Consider the following 15,828-nt stretch of genomic DNA (forward strand, 5'->3'; position numbering starts at 1 on the left):
ATCACTCCTCACGCATCCGCGGAAAGAACGGCGACACCCTCGCCGCGCTGGTGGCCGACTGCGGTGACGACAGCGGCCGTGGTACTCGCGCTCATCGGTTTTTCGTGCGCGGCATCGAAAGGCGGCACCTTCGCCTTGCTGTCGACGGCGAGTGCCGCAAAAGCAAGTCCAAGGGTAAACTGCGCTTCGATGGCATGGCCGGACACGCCGCCGAAGCCGCGGACGACCGCGCCCGGAAGCTGATGCTCCAGAACCGCCTTTTCGCGCTCTGCCAGATCATGCATGCCGGTCGAGCCCGAGAAGATCGCAGTCGTTTCCGGCGCAAGCTTCTTGGCCGGCTGCAGCAGGCGCTCGAGACGAACCTCAAGGTTTCCGGCATTCCGGTTACCGCGGTCGCCCTCGATGGAATCGATCGTCGCATAGATATGCGCCCCCCGCGCTTCCGCGTGCTTGCGCGATTCCAGAACGAGAAACGCCCCGGCCGAACCCAGGATCATGCCGCCGCCTTCGGTATCCTTGCGCGACCAAAGCGGCGCCCATTTGCCCTGCAGGTGAGCGCCGATCGATTCGGGCAAAAGGATCATGTCCTGACGCTCGGCGGCAAAGGCGCCGCCGACGAGCGCATGCGAGGATTCGCCCGACTTGATCCGGTAGAATGCGGTTTCGACGGCGGAGATGCCTGCAGCCTCCTCGCCCATGAACGTCCGCGAGGAACCGGTGACCTTATGGACGATCGAAATATTGCCGGCAAGGAGGTTGGAAAGCTGCGCCAGGAAGAGCGTCGGGCGCAGTTCCGTGGTCAGCTTCTCGTTGAGTAAGAGCTCGCGATCATTGCGCTTCAGGCCCTCGTCGACGATCAGCGTATCGACATTGATGTCACGCTCACCGCCGCCGGCGGCCACGATCATGTCCATCCTGCCGCAGGTTTCCGCATTCTCCTTGAAGCCCGCGTCATCGAGCGCCAGGCCGGCGGCAAAGACGCCGATGCGCTGCCAGTTCTCCATCTGGCGCTGGTCGCCGCGCTTGGCGATCTGCTGCGACCAGTCGATTTCCGGCAGCGGATGCACCGGATAGGGCTTGAATTTTTCGGTCTCGATGATCGGTTCCGGCGCTCGACCTGCCGTCAAGAGCGCGACATGCGCATCCTTGCCGACGCCCTGACAAGTGACGATACCGACGCCGGTGATGACGACATCATTTTGAGCCTTGCTCATCCCTTTACTCCCTGCGCGGCGATCGCATCCATCAGGCCGACCTCGCCCGCGCGCTTTTTCACGATATCGCCGAGCGGAACCTCGCTGAAGGGCATGGTGCGCAACTTCAGTTGCGCATCGCAGACCTTCTTGCCGCCGCTCGTGATCTTTGCCTTGGTCACGGCAAAACCGGACCCGTCATGCTCCAGAAACGCCTCGATGTCGAGAACCGCCTCTGGCTCGACGAAGGTTCGCATCTTGGCGCCATCCACCGACATCAGGAACGGCATCGCGGCAAAATCAGTCGCGGCCAGCACCAGCATGCCCGAGGCCTGCGCCATGGTTTCAATGAGAAGCACGCCCGGAACGAGCGGCATACCCGGAAAATGGCCTTCGAAGACGGGGCTTTTCGCCGGCACAACGGAACGCGCCTTGAGCACACCCTTTTCGAGGTCGACCGCTTCCACGCGGTCAATCATCTGGAAATATTCCAGCAGCATCGGATCCTCCGGCCCGGCGGGAAAGCGAGCGCCGGATACGCCTAGTTAGGAACAAAACCGCCCGGCCGCTACGGTTCGCAGAGGCAGGGCGGAGAAAAAAGATAGCTGTGTCGCTCAGGCCTTAGCGGCGCGAAGCTCATCGATCTTGGCACAGAGGTTCTTCAGCACGAAATATTCCTCGGTGGAAACCTTCCCCTCGTTGACTTCCTGCGTCCACTTTTCGAGCGGGATCTTGATGCCGAATTCCTTGTCGATGGCGAAAACGATATCGAGGAAGTCGAGGCTATCGATACCGAGGTCGTCGATCGTATGGCTCTCCGGCGTGATCGTCTCGCGATCGATCTCGCTGGTTTCTGCAATGATGTCGGCAACTTTATCGAATGTAGCGGTCACGCGCTGTACCTCTTTCAATGACGAATTTATCCCCTCATAGGCAAATCCATTTCAAAAGCCAATGCTTTCGCATGATCTGCTTTCAAATTTGACGGGCAACTGTTGCCGAAACAGCAATTCGCATAAAGGCTCGGAACACCAGGCCAGCATTCTTATCTGGATAGCGCCGAAACTCTCCTGCGAAGCACAGTCAAAGCAGAGCGACGAATGCCAGAAACACGGCGATCGCCAGTATCATGCAACTCGCATTGAATACTGCGATCCCGTCTTCGACGTCCTTGACGGTGGCGGTGCCGCGGCCCGCGCCGTTGATCATCGGTTCGTTGACGACAATGCCGGAATAGACGCGCGGACCTGCCAATTGAACATCAAGTGCACCGGCCATGGCCGCTTCCGGCCGGCCGGAATTCGGTGAGCGATGCAGACCGCCGTCGCGGATCGCAACCTGGAAGGCCTCGCGGCTGGCGCTTGCGCCGCGCCGAAGCCAGGCGCCAGCGGCAATCAGCATGATGGCAAGACGGGCGGCCGGCCAATTCGCCAGATCGTCGAGGCGAGCCGAGGCCCAGCCGAAATCGATGTACTTGTCCGACTTGTGTCCGATCATCGAGTCGGCGGTATTCAGCATCTTGTAGAGGAAGAGGCCGGGCAGGCCGAGGACGACATACCAGAGCGCCGGTGCAACGACGCCGTCGGAGAAGTTTTCGGCGAGGCTTTCGATCGCCGCACGGCAAATGCCCGGCTCGTCCAGTGTTTCTGGATCGCGCCCGACAATGCGGGAGATGGCCTTGCGACCGCCGACGATCCCCTCGCCGCGCAAGGCTTCCGCCACCGCAGACACGTGATCCGCAAGGCTCTTCTGCGCCAAGAAGATCGCGACGCAGGCAACTTCGAGAAGAATTCCCACAAAGCCGAACAGTCCGAAGAACCAGTGCAGCACGAGCCCGGCGGCGGCGCTGAACGCCAACAACACCGTGATCGAGACGGTGCCGTTCAGCCGCCGCTCGGCCTTCGTCAGTGTCTCGCTGTTGAACTGCCGGTCGAAATTGGAAATCGCTTTGCCGAAGAGGACGACGGGATGCGGCAGCCGCGACCACAGCCAATCCGGATCGCCGACGATCCGGTCGAGAAGGAGCGCCAGCAACAGCACGAGGAGATTTTCGTCGATCGTCATCCGTCAAAACTTTCCAAAGCGACCACAAGCCTGTTGTCGGCGGCGAAATCGGGCGGGAGGCCGAAACGCAGCCATTCCGGCGCATAGTCGAACTTGCGGACGAGAATATGGTGGCGGCAGAGATGCGTGTGAATGCGGCCTGCGCGGCTGTCTTCGACGAGCGAAAAGAGCCGAGTTCCGCCGGTCATTTCCAAACCGGCGCCTTTCAACACGCCCTCCAAGGCATCCTGGCGCTCGGCGATCCTGCGGATGATCGGAGCCGTATCCGACCGCAGCAAGGACGCGGCAATCGACAGCGCCGGGCCGGACACCGCCCAAGGGCCGAGCCAATCCTCGAAACGCGCGCGGATATCGCTTGCAGTCACGACGAAGCCGAGCCGCAGACCTGCGAGTCCGAAGAACTTTCCGAACGAACGGAAGATGACGAGATTTGAAAACCGCGATGCCAGAGGCACGAGACTCAAATTCGGCTCAGCATCGCCGAAGGCTTCGTCGACGACGAGACAGCCGCCCTGCCCTTTCAGCCGGTCATGCAGCGCGGCTAGCTCGTCCGGCTTATAGCTTTGGCCATCGGGATTGTTCGGATTGACGACGACGGCAAGCGCGTGCCGGTCGTCGACAGCCCCGATCCCATCGACCGCATCCACGATAAAGCCGGCTGACCGGAACGCCTTGTCGTATTCGCCATAGGTCGGCGAGACGATCGCGATTCGCCTGCCGGGCTCGACCAGTCTGGGCAGAAGTTGGATCACCGATTGCGTGCCTGGAACAGGCAACGGCGGGAGATCGCCGCTGCGGTAATAGTCGCGGGCAGCGGCAACGGCCGATTGCACCAGATATTTGTCCGGCAGGCGATGCCAGGATTCAGCAGGAATGTCCGGCAGCGCCGCCGGGCACGGATTGATGCCGGTCGATAGATCAAGCCAATCCTGCGGCCTTCCGCCAAAGGCAGCGGCGGCGGCCGAGATCCCGCCGCCATGCAGGATCGGAACACTCATGCGGCGGCTCCGGCAAGGTCGATCAGATGCATATAGGACCCAGCGATCTGGCCGCGGCGAAGGCCGGCTTCACCGAGACCGATGCCGAGAGCATCGCTCACCGTGAAGAGCCTGTCGGCGTCGCCTTCGCGAACGACAGTGGAGTAATGATATTCATGGGCCGTCATGGCATGGTCGAAGAATGCCCCGTCGACCGGCTGAACGCGGCGATAGCCGAGATGCCGGCTGCGCTCTTCATAGCTGGTCACAAGCGGCAGCAGGCCGAGCATCTCGTGCCGCGTGCCGCCGGCATCGATCAGCCCGTCGCCAAGAACCATGTAGCCGCCGCACTCGCCGTAAATGCGCGTGCCGCGTCCTGCAGCCTCGATCATCGCCCGACGGAAATTCTGCGCACCCGCGATCTCTCCGGCATGCAGTTCCGGATAGCCGCCCGGCAGATAGATCGCGTCGGCATCGGCAGCGGGTGCTTCGTCGGCCAGCGGCGAGAAGAAGGCGATCGTTGCCCCGCGGCGGCGCCAGCCGAGCAGCATATGTTCGTAGGAAAAGGCAAAGGCGATGTCGCGGGCAACGGCAATCCGGCTTCCGAGCGGCGCCAGCCGATGGATATTCGCCGCCGAGGGAACGTTGAGACCCTGGCGCGCGGTGCGCAGAAGAAACTCGAAATTGCACTCGTCGGATACGGCTTCGGCAGCATGCTCGATAAAGTCCTCCAGCCCCTGATGCTCGCCCGCCTGGACGAGGCCCAGATGCCGCTCCGGAAGCGCCAGTGTCTTGTCGCTGCGGATGACCGCGATGACCGGCATGCGGATCGCATCGAGCGCCTGGCGCAGCATCGTCTCGTGCCGCTCGCTGCCGACCTTGTTGAGAATGACGCCGGCGATGCGGACATCGGCGCGGAAGCTCGCAAAGCCGCTGACGAGCGGCGCGACCGAATGCGACATGCGCGAAGCGTCGACAACGAGCACGACGGATAGGCGAAGCATGGCGGCGAGATCGGCAGCGGTCCCCTTGCCGTCGGCCGCACCGTCGAAGAGGCCCATCATCGCCTCAATGACCAGGATGCGATCGCCGGACCGGTGCAGCGCGGCATTGGCGGAAATCAACTCGGGCCGCATGGCCCAGGCGTCGAAATTCAGGCAAGGCGTGCCGCTGGCGGCGGAGTGAAAGGCAGGATCGATATAGTCCGGGCCGGCCTTGCCGGGAGCGACCGCAACACCGCGGTTGCGAAGCGCCCGAAGCAGGCCGAGCGTGATCGTAGTCTTGCCGGAGCCGGAGGACGGCGCAGCGATCAGCAACCCGCTCATGCCGTCACCTTCCCTCCGGTGCGGCGAAACGGATCGGGCTGTAGCCTGCGCCCCGCCAGAGCACCCAGCCAATCGAGCGACGGGCGCAATCTCACGACCTCGCCGACGACGACAATTGCAGGCGGCTCCAAGCCGGACGCCGCGACGGCGCCCGGTGCTTCGCCAAGCGTCGTTTCCAGAACCTGCTGCCCGCTGGTTGCCGCGTTGCAGACGAAGGCGACCGGCTCCGACGGATTGCGGCCCGCCGTGATGAGGTTGGCGCTGATCTGGGCGATATGCTTCATCGCCATATAGATGACGATCACCGGCGAACCGCGGCCGATCGCCTCCCAATTGATCGCATCCGGCACGATGCCGGAAGAATCATGGCCGGTGAGGAACGTGACCGCATGGTTGATGTCGCGGTGGGTGACTGGAATGCCAGCATAGGCGAGCCCGCCGATCCCGGCCGTAATGCCCGGCACGATGCGGAACGGGATGTTGTGCTCGACCAGCGTCAGCGCCTCTTCGCCGCCACGGCCGAAGACGAAGGGATCGCCGCCCTTCAGCCGCAGCACGCGTTTGCCGGAGCGCGCAAGTTCGACCAGGCGAAGCGAGATATCCCGCTGATTCGCGGAAGGCTTGCCGCCTCGCTTGCCGGCATATTCGAGAACGGCATCGGGCCGCGCGAGCCTCAAGCATTCCTCGTTCACCAGCGCGTCGTGAATGATCAAATCGGCTTCCGCCATCGCCTTAGCGGCAAGCAGCGTCAGCAGGCCAGGATCGCCCGGCCCGGCGCCGACGAGCCAGACGCTGCCCGGCTCCAGCGCCGGCAGATGGGAGAATGCGCTTTCGATCATTCAGGTGATCTAAGCCCGGCAGCAGGCAAGGTCAACGGCAACGGTGAAAGCCGACCACAGGCTGCCGGGTGAAAACTGACTCAATTTTGGAAAGGGTTGAATCCGAACTTAAGGAAAGCAAGCCATCCCATTGATCGGATTCAGCAAGAACCGGCCGGAGGAGACGCCGGCCGGTCGGCAATTCATCAGGCGCGCAGCAGCGTCTCGCGAACGAGGCCGATCACCTTTTCCGACTCGACGCCGGTGCAGACGATCTGGCTCGGCAGGCCGTCCCAATCGCCGGGCGGGAAGCGGCGGCCGTCCGGCTTCACGATCGTCTGGCCGTCGGCAATACCGCCACAGACGACGCGAACAGAACCTGTGATGGTCGAAAAGAGTTCCGGCGCCACGACATAGACGCAGGCGCAGCTGTCGTGGACCATCATTCCGTCATCGACCGCATGCGCGTAGAAATCGATGTAGAACTGCGAGAGATCGTTCAGCAGTTTGACGGCCCTGTCGCCCTCTGCGGCGGCAGCGGCGAGATAGCGCCGGCTCATGGTCGTGACCGCGGTCACGTCGAGGCCGATGACCACAACCTTCCAGGGAGCGGTCAGGACGATGTCGGCAGCTTCCGGATCGCCGTGAATATTGGCTTCCGCGACCGGCGAGACATTGCCCGGCACATAAAAATTGCCGCCCATGATGACGACGGCCTTCACGAGCTTGGCGATCTCCGGATCTTCCTTCAGCGCCAGCGCAAGGTTCGTCATGCGGCCGACGGCAACGAGCGTCACCTCGCCCGGATTGGCGCGCACGGTGTCGACGATGAACCGGTAGGCCGGGCGCGGATCGAGCGGCACATCGACCGTTTCCGGCACGTCGATATTGCCGAGGCCATTGTCGCCATGCACGAAGGTCGGCCAGTCGATCTCCTTGCGCGACGGATCGATCGTCGTACCCGTACCCTTGGCGACGGGGGCTGAAATATTCCATTCGCGCTTCAAAAACAACGCGTTGCGCGTCGTCGCTTCGATCGAGGCATTGCCGAAAACGGTCGTGATGCCGATCAGATCGACGTCGGGGTGACGATGCAGGAAGAGGAGCGCCATGGCGTCATCGACGCCCGGGTCCGTGTCATAAATGACCTTGTGCATGAGATTTCCTTTTATGCTGTTCGCCGCGTGCCGGAAAACGCCTCGCGAAGTGGCGACACCATAGCGCCCGTTATTCTTTCTGCAACCGCATGCGGGCGATCGCCGCAGTTGCGTGCGCAGATTTGATCTTGGGCACCGCAAGCTCTGCGTTGCGGCCGCAAGCGGCAAGCGCAGCGGACTCGGCAACGCCGTGGCAGCCGACCCGGGCAAAGACGATGTCGGATGGATTCTTAAGGCGCGGCGTCTCTTCCTCAAGGCGTGCGGCACTGAAAAACAGCATCGGCACGCCGAAATGCCTGGCGGCCTCGATAATAGCAGGCTCCCCGGCCCGGCCGTCGATCGACGCGATCGCGGCGAGTTCACCGGGCGCCAGACCGCCCAGCCACAAAACCTCGGCCGCAAGCGCCATGACTTCGTCGGGCGGCGTGCCGCGCTCGCAACCGAGGCCGAGGACATGGCGGCGTGAAATATCGAACGTGATCCCTGTCATCGGCCCTATTTTGAAATGCATGCGTGTCCTTCCAGCCATTGCAGCCGGAAGCCGGAAATGCAACATGGCGCGGACTTCAGTCCTGCCTTCGAGTTCCGCCGTGTCCGATATCGCACCCCATCTTCTTCTTCTCCTCTGCCTTGCCGGCTTTTTTGCCGGCTTTGTCGATGCCATCGCCGGCGGCGGCGGGCTCATTACCGTCCCGGCGATGCTGATCGCAGGGATTCCGCCGCTCCAGACGCTCGGCACGAACAAGGTACAATCCGTTTTCGGAGCAGCGTCCGCGACGATCGCCTATGCGCGCAAGGGCCATGTGAACCTTCGAGAACAACTGCCGATGGCCATGATGGCGGCTATGGGCGGTGCGCTCGGTGCGGCCCTTGCGACGATCGTGCCCGGCGATGTCCTGCGCGCCATCATGCCGGTGCTGCTTATCGCGATCGCGCTCTATTTCGCCTTCAAGCCAAACCTCAACGACCTCGATACCCACCGCCGCATCACGCCTTTCGTCTTCGGCATGACCTTCGTGCCGCTGATCGGCTTTTACGACGGAGTTTTCGGCCCGGGCACGGGTTCCTTCTTCATGCTTTCCTTCGTGACGCTTGCAGGTTTCGGCATGCTGAAGGCGACGGCGCATACCAAGCTTCTGAACCTTGGCTCGAATATCGGCGCGCTCATCGTCTTCGCCTCCTTCGGAGCAACGCTCTGGACGGTCGGGCTGATGATGGGTGTCTGCCAGTTCCTCGGCGCACAGGTCGGCTCACGGCTTGCGATGCGCACCGGCGCCAAGCTCATCAAACCACTGCTCGTGACGGTTTGCATCGCGTTCACGATCAAGCTTCTGTCCGACCCGACGAACCCTCTCCGCCTCTGGAGCCTGGCAATGGCCTCCGATTACCTGCCGGGAAATTGATCCGCCATCAGAACTCCACGCCGGGCTGTCCCTTGATACCGGAGCGGAACGGATGCTTGATCAGCTCCATTTCCGTGACCAGATCGGCGATCTCGATCAGCTCGTCCTTGGCGTTCCGGCCGGTCAGCACGACGTGAGTCATATAGGGTTTCTCGGCCTTGAGAAATGCGGCCACCTCGTTGACGTCGAGATAGTCATAGCGGAGCGCAATATTGATCTCGTCGAGCAGCACCATGGAATTGCGCTCGTCGCGGATCAGTTCCTTCGCCTTCTCCCACGCAGCCCTCGCCGCTGCAACATCGCGCGCGCGGTCCTGCGTCTCCCAGGTGAAGCCTTCGCCCATCGTATGAAACTGACAAACGTCGGAGAAATGCTTCTCGATCAGGTCGCGCTCCCCGGTCCACATCGCGCCCTTGATGAACTGCACGACGGCAGACGGTTTGCGGTGGGCGATATGTCGGAAGATCATCCCGAAGGCGGCAGACGACTTGCCCTTGCCTTTTCCGGTATGGACGATGATCAGGCCTTTCTCGTCGGTCTTCGTGGCCATGATCTTGTCGCGCGCGGCCTTCTTCTTGGCCATCTTTTCGGCGTGACGTGCATCGTCCTTCTCGCCGCTTTCCACTGGTTCTTCGCTCATTGTTCTTCCCTCTAAACCTTATGGCGTTTCTGTGTGACGTGACGGTGCGAGATCGAAGCGCGCCGAATTGCTGCGCGGCGTCCAGAGCCTGCGCTCGATCGCTTCGAGCAGCCGCTCCTTCATGTCCGCAAGCGCCGCCGGGTTCTTCTCCGCCATGAAATCGCGGACTTTCGGATCGGCGACGAAGGCCTGGTAGACGGCCTCGAAATGGTGGTTGCCGACGGCACCCGTCGTCGCTGCAAAAGCGAAGAGGTAATCGACCGTCGCGGCGATCTCGAAGGCGCCCTTGTAGCCATGGCGCATGACGCCATCGATCCATTTCGGATTGACCGCACGCCCGCGCACGACGCGACCGATCTCCTCCTCCAGCGAGCGGATCACCGGCTTTTCGGGCCGCGAGTGATCGTTGTGGTAGATCGCGGGACGTACTCCACCCAGTTGTTCGGCCGCGGCCGCCATGCCGCCTTCGAATTGGTAGTAATCATCGCTGTCGAGCAGGTCATGCTCGCGGTTGTCCTGGTTCTGCACCACGGCCTGGATGGAGCGCAGGCGCTCCTCGAAGACGCCGCGTTCGGCCCTGCCTTCCTCCGCCGCGCCGTAAGCATAGCTGCCCCAGACAAGATAGGATTCCGCCAGATCGGCCCGCCGCTCCCAGCCCTTTTCGTCGATCAAAGCCTGCAGGCCCGCACCATAAGCACCAGGTTTGGAGCCGAAGATGCGGTAGCCGGCGCGTTTCTGTGCGGATGCCTCATCGAGGCCGGCTGCGGCAAGGCGCGCGGCTTCGCCGCGCATGCGGGCGGCGATCGGGTTGTCGGCGGCATCTTCATCCAGAGCACCTACAGCGCGGATTGCCCTGTCAAATAGCGCGATCTGTTCGGGAAAGGCATCCCGGAAGAAGCCGGAGATGCGCAGCGTCACGTCGACCCGCGGGCGCCGGAGCAGCGCAGGCGGAATGATCTCGTAGCCGGTGACGCGCCGCGAGGTCATGTCCCAGACCGGCTTGACGCCGATCAGCGCCAGCGCTTGCGCGATATCGTCGCCGCCGGTGCGCATGTTCGATGTGCCCCAGGCCGTCAGCCCGAACGAGACCGGCCAGTCGCCATGGTCTTGAACGTAGCGCCGGACGAGCAATTCGGCGGATTTTTTGCCAAGTTCGAAGGCTGCAGGCGTCGGAACGGCGCGGCTATCGACTGAGTAGAAATTCCGCCCTGTCGGAAGCACGTCCGGCCGCCCGCGCGTCGGCGCGCCGGACGGACCGGGAGCGACGAAGCGGCCGTCGAGACCGCGAAGAAGGCCCGCGATTTCAGCCTTGCCGCAGGCGAGGATGGAAGGCTTCAGGCGGGTTTCGATCTCGGTGAGAACCGATTGGGTTGCCGGCCAGTCCGGCGGGCATGGAATTTCACCGGCGACCAGTTCTGCGGCAAGCAATTCGATGCGCTCGACGGTGTCGCCGTTGGTGCGCCAGGGGGTATTGCAGGTCTCTACCAACAGCGAGGGCCGCGGACCGAGCCAGGGCGCCGACATATCGCAATCGAGGGGGTCGAAGGCTAGCGACTGTCCCCCAACGGAGAGAACGTGGCCTGAAGGGTCGGACGAGACGCAGGGGGCGGAATGTTCGGCCTGGCTGGCGCCTGCTCGTTCGCTCCTTTTGTCGCTTACCCCCTCATCTGTCCTGGCGGACATCGTCTCCCCGCGCAGGAGAAGAGGGAACCCAAAAAACGCATCTGCCGCAATCGCCCGGTGCAGGCTGGCATCGCCCCGCTCGCCCAGACTGCGCGGAACGCGGGCCAGTGCCACCGTGAGATCAGTCAGTAACCGGCCCTGCGGCGCAACACCGAACACATGCAGGCCATCGCGAATCTGCATTTCCTTCAGATCGCAAAGATAGGCGTCGAGCTTCTTCAGCGCCTCGTCTCCGCTCTCGCCTTTGGCGATCCCCGCATCCCGGTCGAGACCAATATCGGCGACGAGATCAAGGATCTGCTTGGCGAGCAGCCGAATGCGCCGCGGGTCGCCGCCAAAGGCCTCGTAATACTCGTCGACCAGCGCTTCCAGGTCCTTCAACGGGCCATAGCTCTCGGCCCGCGTCAACGGCGGCGTGAGGTGATCGATGATCACGGCGCTCGAGCGCCGCTTGGCCTGCGTGCCTTCGCCCGGGTCGTTGATGATGAAGGGATAGAGATGTGGCAGCGGGCCGAGGATCGCTTCCGGATAACATTCCGAAGACAGCGCCAGCGCCTTGCCCGGCAGCCATTCCAGATTGCCGTGCTTGCCCATATGGATCACGGCATCGGCGCCGAATTCCTCGCGGAGGAAGGCATAGAAGGCGAGATAGCCATGCGGCGGCACGAGGTCCGGTGAATGGTAGCTTTCCTTCGGATCGATGTTGTAGCCGCGTGCAGGCTGGATGCCGATGAGGAGATTTCCGAAGCGGGTGAAAGGCAGGGCGAAACTGCCGTCCGTGAAATAGGGATCGGACGCCGGGTCCCCCCAGCGGGCGGCAATCTCGTCTTGAATCTTTTTCGGAAGAGATGCGAAGAACGCTTTGTACCCATTCAAGCAAAGCGTCTCGCGGATCACCTTGCCATCGTGTCCGGAATTGGTCGGCCCCTCGGCGAGGTGCCGCATCAGCGCATCGCCATCGGCCGGGAAACCGGAAACAGCGTAACCCGCATCCCGCATCGCCTTCAGCACCTCGATCGTGCTGGCTGGCGTATCGAGGCCGACGCCGTTGCCGAGGCGTCCGTCACGGTTTGGGTAGTTTGCAAGCACCAGCGCGATGCGCCGCCCCGCAAGCTGCCTGTTTCGGAGGCGCGCCCAGTTGGCGGCGAGTTTCGCCGTATAACGCATGCGATCGGTATCCGGCTCGCTGGCGACGATATTGGCCTCGACGGCCGCGTCGTAACGGGCGGCAGACTTGAACGAAACGGCCCGCGCCAGCACGCGGCCATCGACCTCCGGTAGCGCGACGTTCATGCCGAGATCGCGGGCGGAAAGGCCTTGCGATGACGAGGCCCACGCCTCCTTGGATGTGGCGGAGAAAATCGCCTGGAGAACGACGGCGCCGTTTGTTTCAAGCACGCTCGGCGCGCGATCGGCGCCGGGCGCAGACACGGCAAAGCCGGTGGTGTTGATCACCACCTCGGGCGGCGCTTCTGCAAAGATGCGCTCGAGAATGCCGGTCGACAGCGGATCCTTGAGGCTATAGGCGAAGATCGGCAGAGGGCGCAGGCCTTCCGCCGCCAGCGCTTCGATGAGCGCTTCGACGGGGGCCGTTTCGCCGCTTTGCACGAGCGCGCGGTAGAAGCTGATGGCGACGGTGGGTTTGAATCCGGCCTCTTCCTTCGAGTTTGGGATACCGCACGCGGAAACAACTTTCCACTCCTCAACCCCAATCACACCTCGACCCGGCCACCAGATACCCGCCTTCATCAGCGGCGCAGCCGCGCCCGGCTTCTCATCGCCGGAGAGCATCGCCGTCGCGTAATCGAGAAAGCTTCGCGAATTCCCGTCGCCGCCTTCGATCAGATAAGCCCAGAGCGCGTTGAGATCGTCGAGCGGCACGTTCGAAAACGGCGTCAATCCCGCATCCGGCTTCGAATCCCCAGGCAGCACCGCAATCATCGCACCATGCCGCGCCGCGCAGGCATGCAGCGCCTCCAGCGCGTAGTGGAAGTAGCTCGCGCCCCCAAGCGCCCGGACGATGATCAGCTTTGCGCACCTCGCCGTGCGCTCGATATAGGCATCGACGGACATTGGGTGCTTGAGGCTCATCAGGCTGGCGAGCCGGAGCGTGAAAGGCCTTCCGCCTTGCGCGTGAGCCGCGGCGATCGCCGCAAGCTCCGTATCCGCCGCAGACAAAAACAGGATATCGGCGGGCGATTGGCCGAGGTCGATCGCCTCGTCGCCGTCGCTGATCGTTCCTCTCTGGGCAAGAAGCAGATGCATGGCCGAGCCTTAGACGAGTGCCTGGATGGCCTTGCGGACGGTGTTCTGATCCATCTCGTGCAATCCGATCACCACAAGCCGTGTGCCGCGCGCTTCGCCCGGCGCCCAAGCGCGGTCGAAATACTGGTCGATACGGCTGCCGACGGCCTGGACCTGCAACCGCATCTGCTTGCCCGCGACATCGGCAAAGCCCTTCAGGCGCAGAACATCGTGCTCGGCAATCACGCCTTTCAGCTTCTCGGTGAAGCCTGCCGGATCGTCGATCGGGCCAAGGTCGACCACGAAGCTGTCGAACTCGTCGTGATCGTGCGGCGTGCCGTCCTCATGCTCCAGCTCGTGATGAGACTTGCGGTTGCCGATGTCCTCTTCAGTACCGATGCCGAGGCCGAGCAGCACGCTTGCCGGAACCTCGCCGTTCCTCGCCTCGATCATCGCCGGCTTGCGGGCGATGCGGGAGGCCACTTCGTGGCGCACGCGGCTGAGCCCTTCGCCGTCAAGGAGATCGGTCTTGTTGAGCACGATGAGGTCGGCGCAGGTCAGTTGGTCCTCGAAGAGTTCTTCGATCGGGCTTTCATGATCGAGCGAGGCGTCGTCTGCGCGGCGCGCATCCACCGCATCGTGATCGTCGGCAAAACGGCCGGCCGCGACGGCCGCGCTGTCGACGACGGTGATGACGCCATCGACAGTCACTTCGCTGCGGATATCCGGCCAGTTGAAGGCGGCAACGAGCGGCTGCGGCAGGGCAAGGCCGGAGGTTTCGATGACGATGTGATCCGGACGCTGGGCGCGCTCGAGAAGCTTCGTCATCGTCGGAATGAAATCGTCGGCAACGGTGCAGCAGATGCAGCCGTTGGTCAATTCGATGATATCGTCCTCAGTGCAGTTTTCCGCGCCGCAGCCCTTCAATACATCGCCATCGACGCCGAGATCGCCGAACTCGTTGATGATCAGCGCGATCTTCTTGCCGCCGGTGTTGGAAAGCAGGTTGCGGATCATCGTCGTCTTGCCGGCGCCGAGGAATCCGGTGATGACGGTTGCGGGGATCTTCTGCTGGCTCATAGGTTCAACCCTTCATTTTCAGCGGCAAACCGGCCGCGATGAAATACACTTCCGCGGCTTCCGCCGCTATCATCTGGTGCAGCCGTCCGGCATGGTCGCGGAAATCCCGGGCCATGCGGTTCTCCGGCACGATGCCGAGGCCGACTTCATTGGAAACGATGACGAGCCGCGCTCTTGCCTTCGGCAACCAAGCGGCAAGTGCTGCGAATTCCGCTGCCATGTCGCGCTCCTCCATGATCAGATTGGTGACCCAGAGCGTCAGACAATCGACGAGGATCGCCCGGCCCTCGCGGTCGATAATGGAAAGACGGGGGACGAGCTCCAGCGGCTCCTCATGCGTCGTCCAGAGTGGGCCGCGATCGGTTTTGTGGCTCTCGATCCGCTGACGCATCTCCTCGTCCCAGGCCCGGCCCGTCGCGACGTAGTGGCGCTCAAGCCCGCTATCGGCAATCAGCTGCTCAGCAAAACGGGATTTGCCGGAACGCGCGCCGCCGAGGACGAAGGCGGTGCCGCATGTGGGATGAGTCATCTGGAGGCCTGCGGCGTAAGAAACGGCGCTGCCGAGGTATGGCGCAGCCAACCCTCATTCCTGTGCTTGTCACAGGAATCCAGTGCCCCCAAGTCCTTGGGCGCGGAAGACACCCTCGAGATGGCTGTTTCATTTACGGCGCGGACGCGCCGTGGCGGGTTTCTTGTGACAATCCTCGGGTTAAACCCGAGGACAGGAATGCGGGAAGTCGAAAGTGCGGTGTCCCGCAAAGACGCCACAAAATGCGGCATGGAATTCCATCGTTCAGCCATGACAACCTCCGTGCTGGCAGCGGGGAACAATGCCCCAGAATGGGCTCTTCGCCCGGCACGCATGGCAGGTCTCCTGGCTCGCGGGTGTCGGCCGACCGGGGCGACCATCTAAGGTCGCCCCTGATCGCGCCAGTGGATCTTCCTCGCCTTCCCGGCTGCATTCTCGTGAAAAGGCGGACGATTCGTAGAAATAGAGGCGTCCTGCCCCGGCTGATCACAATGCATTTCCAGTGGCTTTTCCGGCGCCCCAGCCACTTCACCTGATCCGCAACATGCGAAAGGAGCCGTGAAATGGCCTGAACGCCGGACGGAAGACCCTGACCGCTCTACAGTCGCGGGGTCGGCTGTGATAAAGACGCCCGGCTTGGGTCCGTCCCTTCACATTCCCTTTTCATCCGGAACGGCATCTGCCGTCCCGGAACCATCCGTAAGTATATTCATCG

At 62.8% G+C, this 15,828-nt stretch carries 14 protein-coding genes and 1 riboswitch; of the genes, 1 reads left to right on the forward strand and 13 read right to left on the reverse strand.

The features are described from left to right. Positions 1–8 precede the first annotated feature (8 nt). The 9 genes from QA644_RS10290 to QA644_RS10330 form a co-directional block, all read right to left on the reverse strand. A complete protein-coding gene (locus QA644_RS10290) occupies positions 9–1,214 on the reverse strand; it encodes a beta-ketoacyl-ACP synthase (protein WP_283072252.1) in 1,206 nt (401 codons plus the stop codon). Next, positions 1,211–1,693 (reverse strand): 3-hydroxyacyl-ACP dehydratase FabZ family protein, encoded by a 483-nt coding sequence (locus tag QA644_RS10295; protein WP_092585369.1) that lies wholly within the window; start codon positions 1,691–1,693, stop codon positions 1,211–1,213. Before QA644_RS10295 ends, QA644_RS10290 begins: the two co-directional genes overlap by 4 nt. Positions 1,694–1,807: 114 nt before the next feature. Further along, positions 1,808–2,086 (reverse strand): acyl carrier protein, encoded by a 279-nt coding sequence (locus QA644_RS10300; RefSeq protein ID WP_027513277.1) that lies wholly within the window; start codon positions 2,084–2,086, stop codon positions 1,808–1,810. Between the two features lie 190 nt (positions 2,087–2,276). Next, positions 2,277–3,257: an adenosylcobinamide-phosphate synthase CbiB gene (gene cbiB, locus QA644_RS10305; RefSeq protein WP_283072253.1), complete on the reverse strand. Its 981-nt coding sequence runs from the start codon at positions 3,255–3,257 to the stop codon at positions 2,277–2,279. Next, positions 3,254–4,255, reverse strand: a complete 1,002-nt coding sequence (cobD, locus tag QA644_RS10310; protein WP_283072254.1) for a threonine-phosphate decarboxylase CobD — start codon at positions 4,253–4,255, stop codon at positions 3,254–3,256. Before cobD ends, cbiB begins: the two co-directional genes overlap by 4 nt. After that, entirely contained in the window at positions 4,252–5,559 is a 1,308-nt protein-coding gene (locus QA644_RS10315) for a cobyrinate a,c-diamide synthase (protein ID WP_074068637.1), read from the reverse strand. The genes cobD and QA644_RS10315 overlap by 4 nt, the downstream gene beginning before the upstream one ends. Continuing rightward, entirely contained in the window at positions 5,556–6,398 is an 843-nt protein-coding gene (gene cobA, locus QA644_RS10320; RefSeq protein WP_194729910.1) for a uroporphyrinogen-III C-methyltransferase, read from the reverse strand. The genes QA644_RS10315 and cobA overlap by 4 nt, the downstream gene beginning before the upstream one ends. A gap of 185 nt (positions 6,399–6,583) precedes the next feature. Next, positions 6,584–7,534, reverse strand: coding sequence for a nucleoside hydrolase (locus tag QA644_RS10325; protein WP_283072255.1), 951 nt, complete (start codon positions 7,532–7,534; stop codon positions 6,584–6,586). 70 nt (positions 7,535–7,604) lie between these two features. Beyond that, positions 7,605–8,024 carry a cobalamin biosynthesis protein gene (locus tag QA644_RS10330; RefSeq protein WP_074070300.1) on the reverse strand — a complete coding sequence of 140 codons (420 nt, stop codon included), beginning with the start codon at positions 8,022–8,024 and terminating at the stop codon, positions 7,605–7,607. A gap of 100 nt (positions 8,025–8,124) precedes the next feature. Here QA644_RS10330 and QA644_RS10335 point away from each other — a divergent pair, with 100 nt between their 5' ends. Further along, on the forward strand, positions 8,125–8,937 hold the full coding sequence (locus QA644_RS10335) for a TSUP family transporter (RefSeq protein WP_074070299.1): 813 nt from the start codon (positions 8,125–8,127) through the stop codon (positions 8,935–8,937). A gap of 7 nt (positions 8,938–8,944) precedes the next feature. Here QA644_RS10335 and cobO read toward each other — a convergent pair whose 3' ends face one another. Genes cobO through cobU form a run of 4 tightly spaced genes read right to left on the reverse strand, consistent with a single transcriptional unit; the run spans position 8,945 to position 15,113 of the window. Next, a complete protein-coding gene (gene cobO / locus QA644_RS10340; protein ID WP_074068643.1) occupies positions 8,945–9,577 on the reverse strand; it encodes a cob(I)yrinic acid a,c-diamide adenosyltransferase in 633 nt (210 codons plus the stop codon). Between the two features lie 18 nt (positions 9,578–9,595). Further along, entirely contained in the window at positions 9,596–13,525 is a 3,930-nt protein-coding gene (gene cobN / locus QA644_RS10345) for a cobaltochelatase subunit CobN (RefSeq protein WP_283072256.1), read from the reverse strand. 9 nt (positions 13,526–13,534) lie between these two features. Continuing rightward, on the reverse strand, positions 13,535–14,584 hold the full coding sequence (cobW, locus tag QA644_RS10350; RefSeq protein ID WP_239598409.1) for a cobalamin biosynthesis protein CobW: 1,050 nt from the start codon (positions 14,582–14,584) through the stop codon (positions 13,535–13,537). Between the two features lie 4 nt (positions 14,585–14,588). Further along, positions 14,589–15,113: a bifunctional adenosylcobinamide kinase/adenosylcobinamide-phosphate guanylyltransferase gene (cobU, locus tag QA644_RS10355; RefSeq protein WP_074070301.1), complete on the reverse strand. Its 525-nt coding sequence runs from the start codon at positions 15,111–15,113 to the stop codon at positions 14,589–14,591. Positions 15,114–15,430: 317 nt separating this feature from the next. Then, a riboswitch (cobalamin riboswitch) is annotated at positions 15,431–15,826 on the reverse strand. Between the last annotated feature and the right edge of the window lie 2 nt (positions 15,827–15,828).

It is taken from the genome of Rhizobium sp. CC1099 (genome assembly GCF_029714385.1).
Classification (GTDB): Bacteria; Pseudomonadota; Alphaproteobacteria; order Rhizobiales; family Rhizobiaceae; genus Rhizobium.

Excerpts from the sequence above, each read along its gene's own strand:
- cobA (WP_194729910.1), bottom strand. The coding sequence starts at position 6,398 with ATGATCGAAAGCGCATTCTCCCATCTGCCGGCGCTGGAGCCGGGCAGC.
- QA644_RS10290 (WP_283072252.1), bottom strand. The coding sequence starts at position 1,214 with ATGAGCAAGGCTCAAAATGATGTCGTCATCACCGGCGTCGGTATCGTC.
- cobN (WP_283072256.1), bottom strand. The coding sequence starts at position 13,525 with ATGCATCTGCTTCTTGCCCAGAGAGGAACGATCAGCGACGGCGACGAG.
- QA644_RS10330 (WP_074070300.1), bottom strand. The coding sequence starts at position 8,024 with ATGACAGGGATCACGTTCGATATTTCACGCCGCCATGTCCTCGGCCTC.
- cobU (WP_074070301.1), bottom strand. The coding sequence starts at position 15,113 with ATGACTCATCCCACATGCGGCACCGCCTTCGTCCTCGGCGGCGCGCGT.
- QA644_RS10315 (WP_074068637.1), bottom strand. The coding sequence starts at position 5,559 with ATGAGCGGGTTGCTGATCGCTGCGCCGTCCTCCGGCTCCGGCAAGACT.
- cbiB (WP_283072253.1), bottom strand. The coding sequence starts at position 3,257 with ATGACGATCGACGAAAATCTCCTCGTGCTGTTGCTGGCGCTCCTTCTC.
- cobO (WP_074068643.1), bottom strand. The coding sequence starts at position 9,577 with ATGAGCGAAGAACCAGTGGAAAGCGGCGAGAAGGACGATGCACGTCAC.
- cobW (WP_239598409.1), bottom strand. The coding sequence starts at position 14,584 with ATGAGCCAGCAGAAGATCCCCGCAACCGTCATCACCGGATTCCTCGGC.
- QA644_RS10295 (WP_092585369.1), bottom strand. The coding sequence starts at position 1,693 with ATGCTGCTGGAATATTTCCAGATGATTGACCGCGTGGAAGCGGTCGAC.
- QA644_RS10325 (WP_283072255.1), bottom strand. The coding sequence starts at position 7,534 with ATGCACAAGGTCATTTATGACACGGACCCGGGCGTCGATGACGCCATG.
- cobD (WP_283072254.1), bottom strand. The coding sequence starts at position 4,255 with ATGAGTGTTCCGATCCTGCATGGCGGCGGGATCTCGGCCGCCGCCGCT.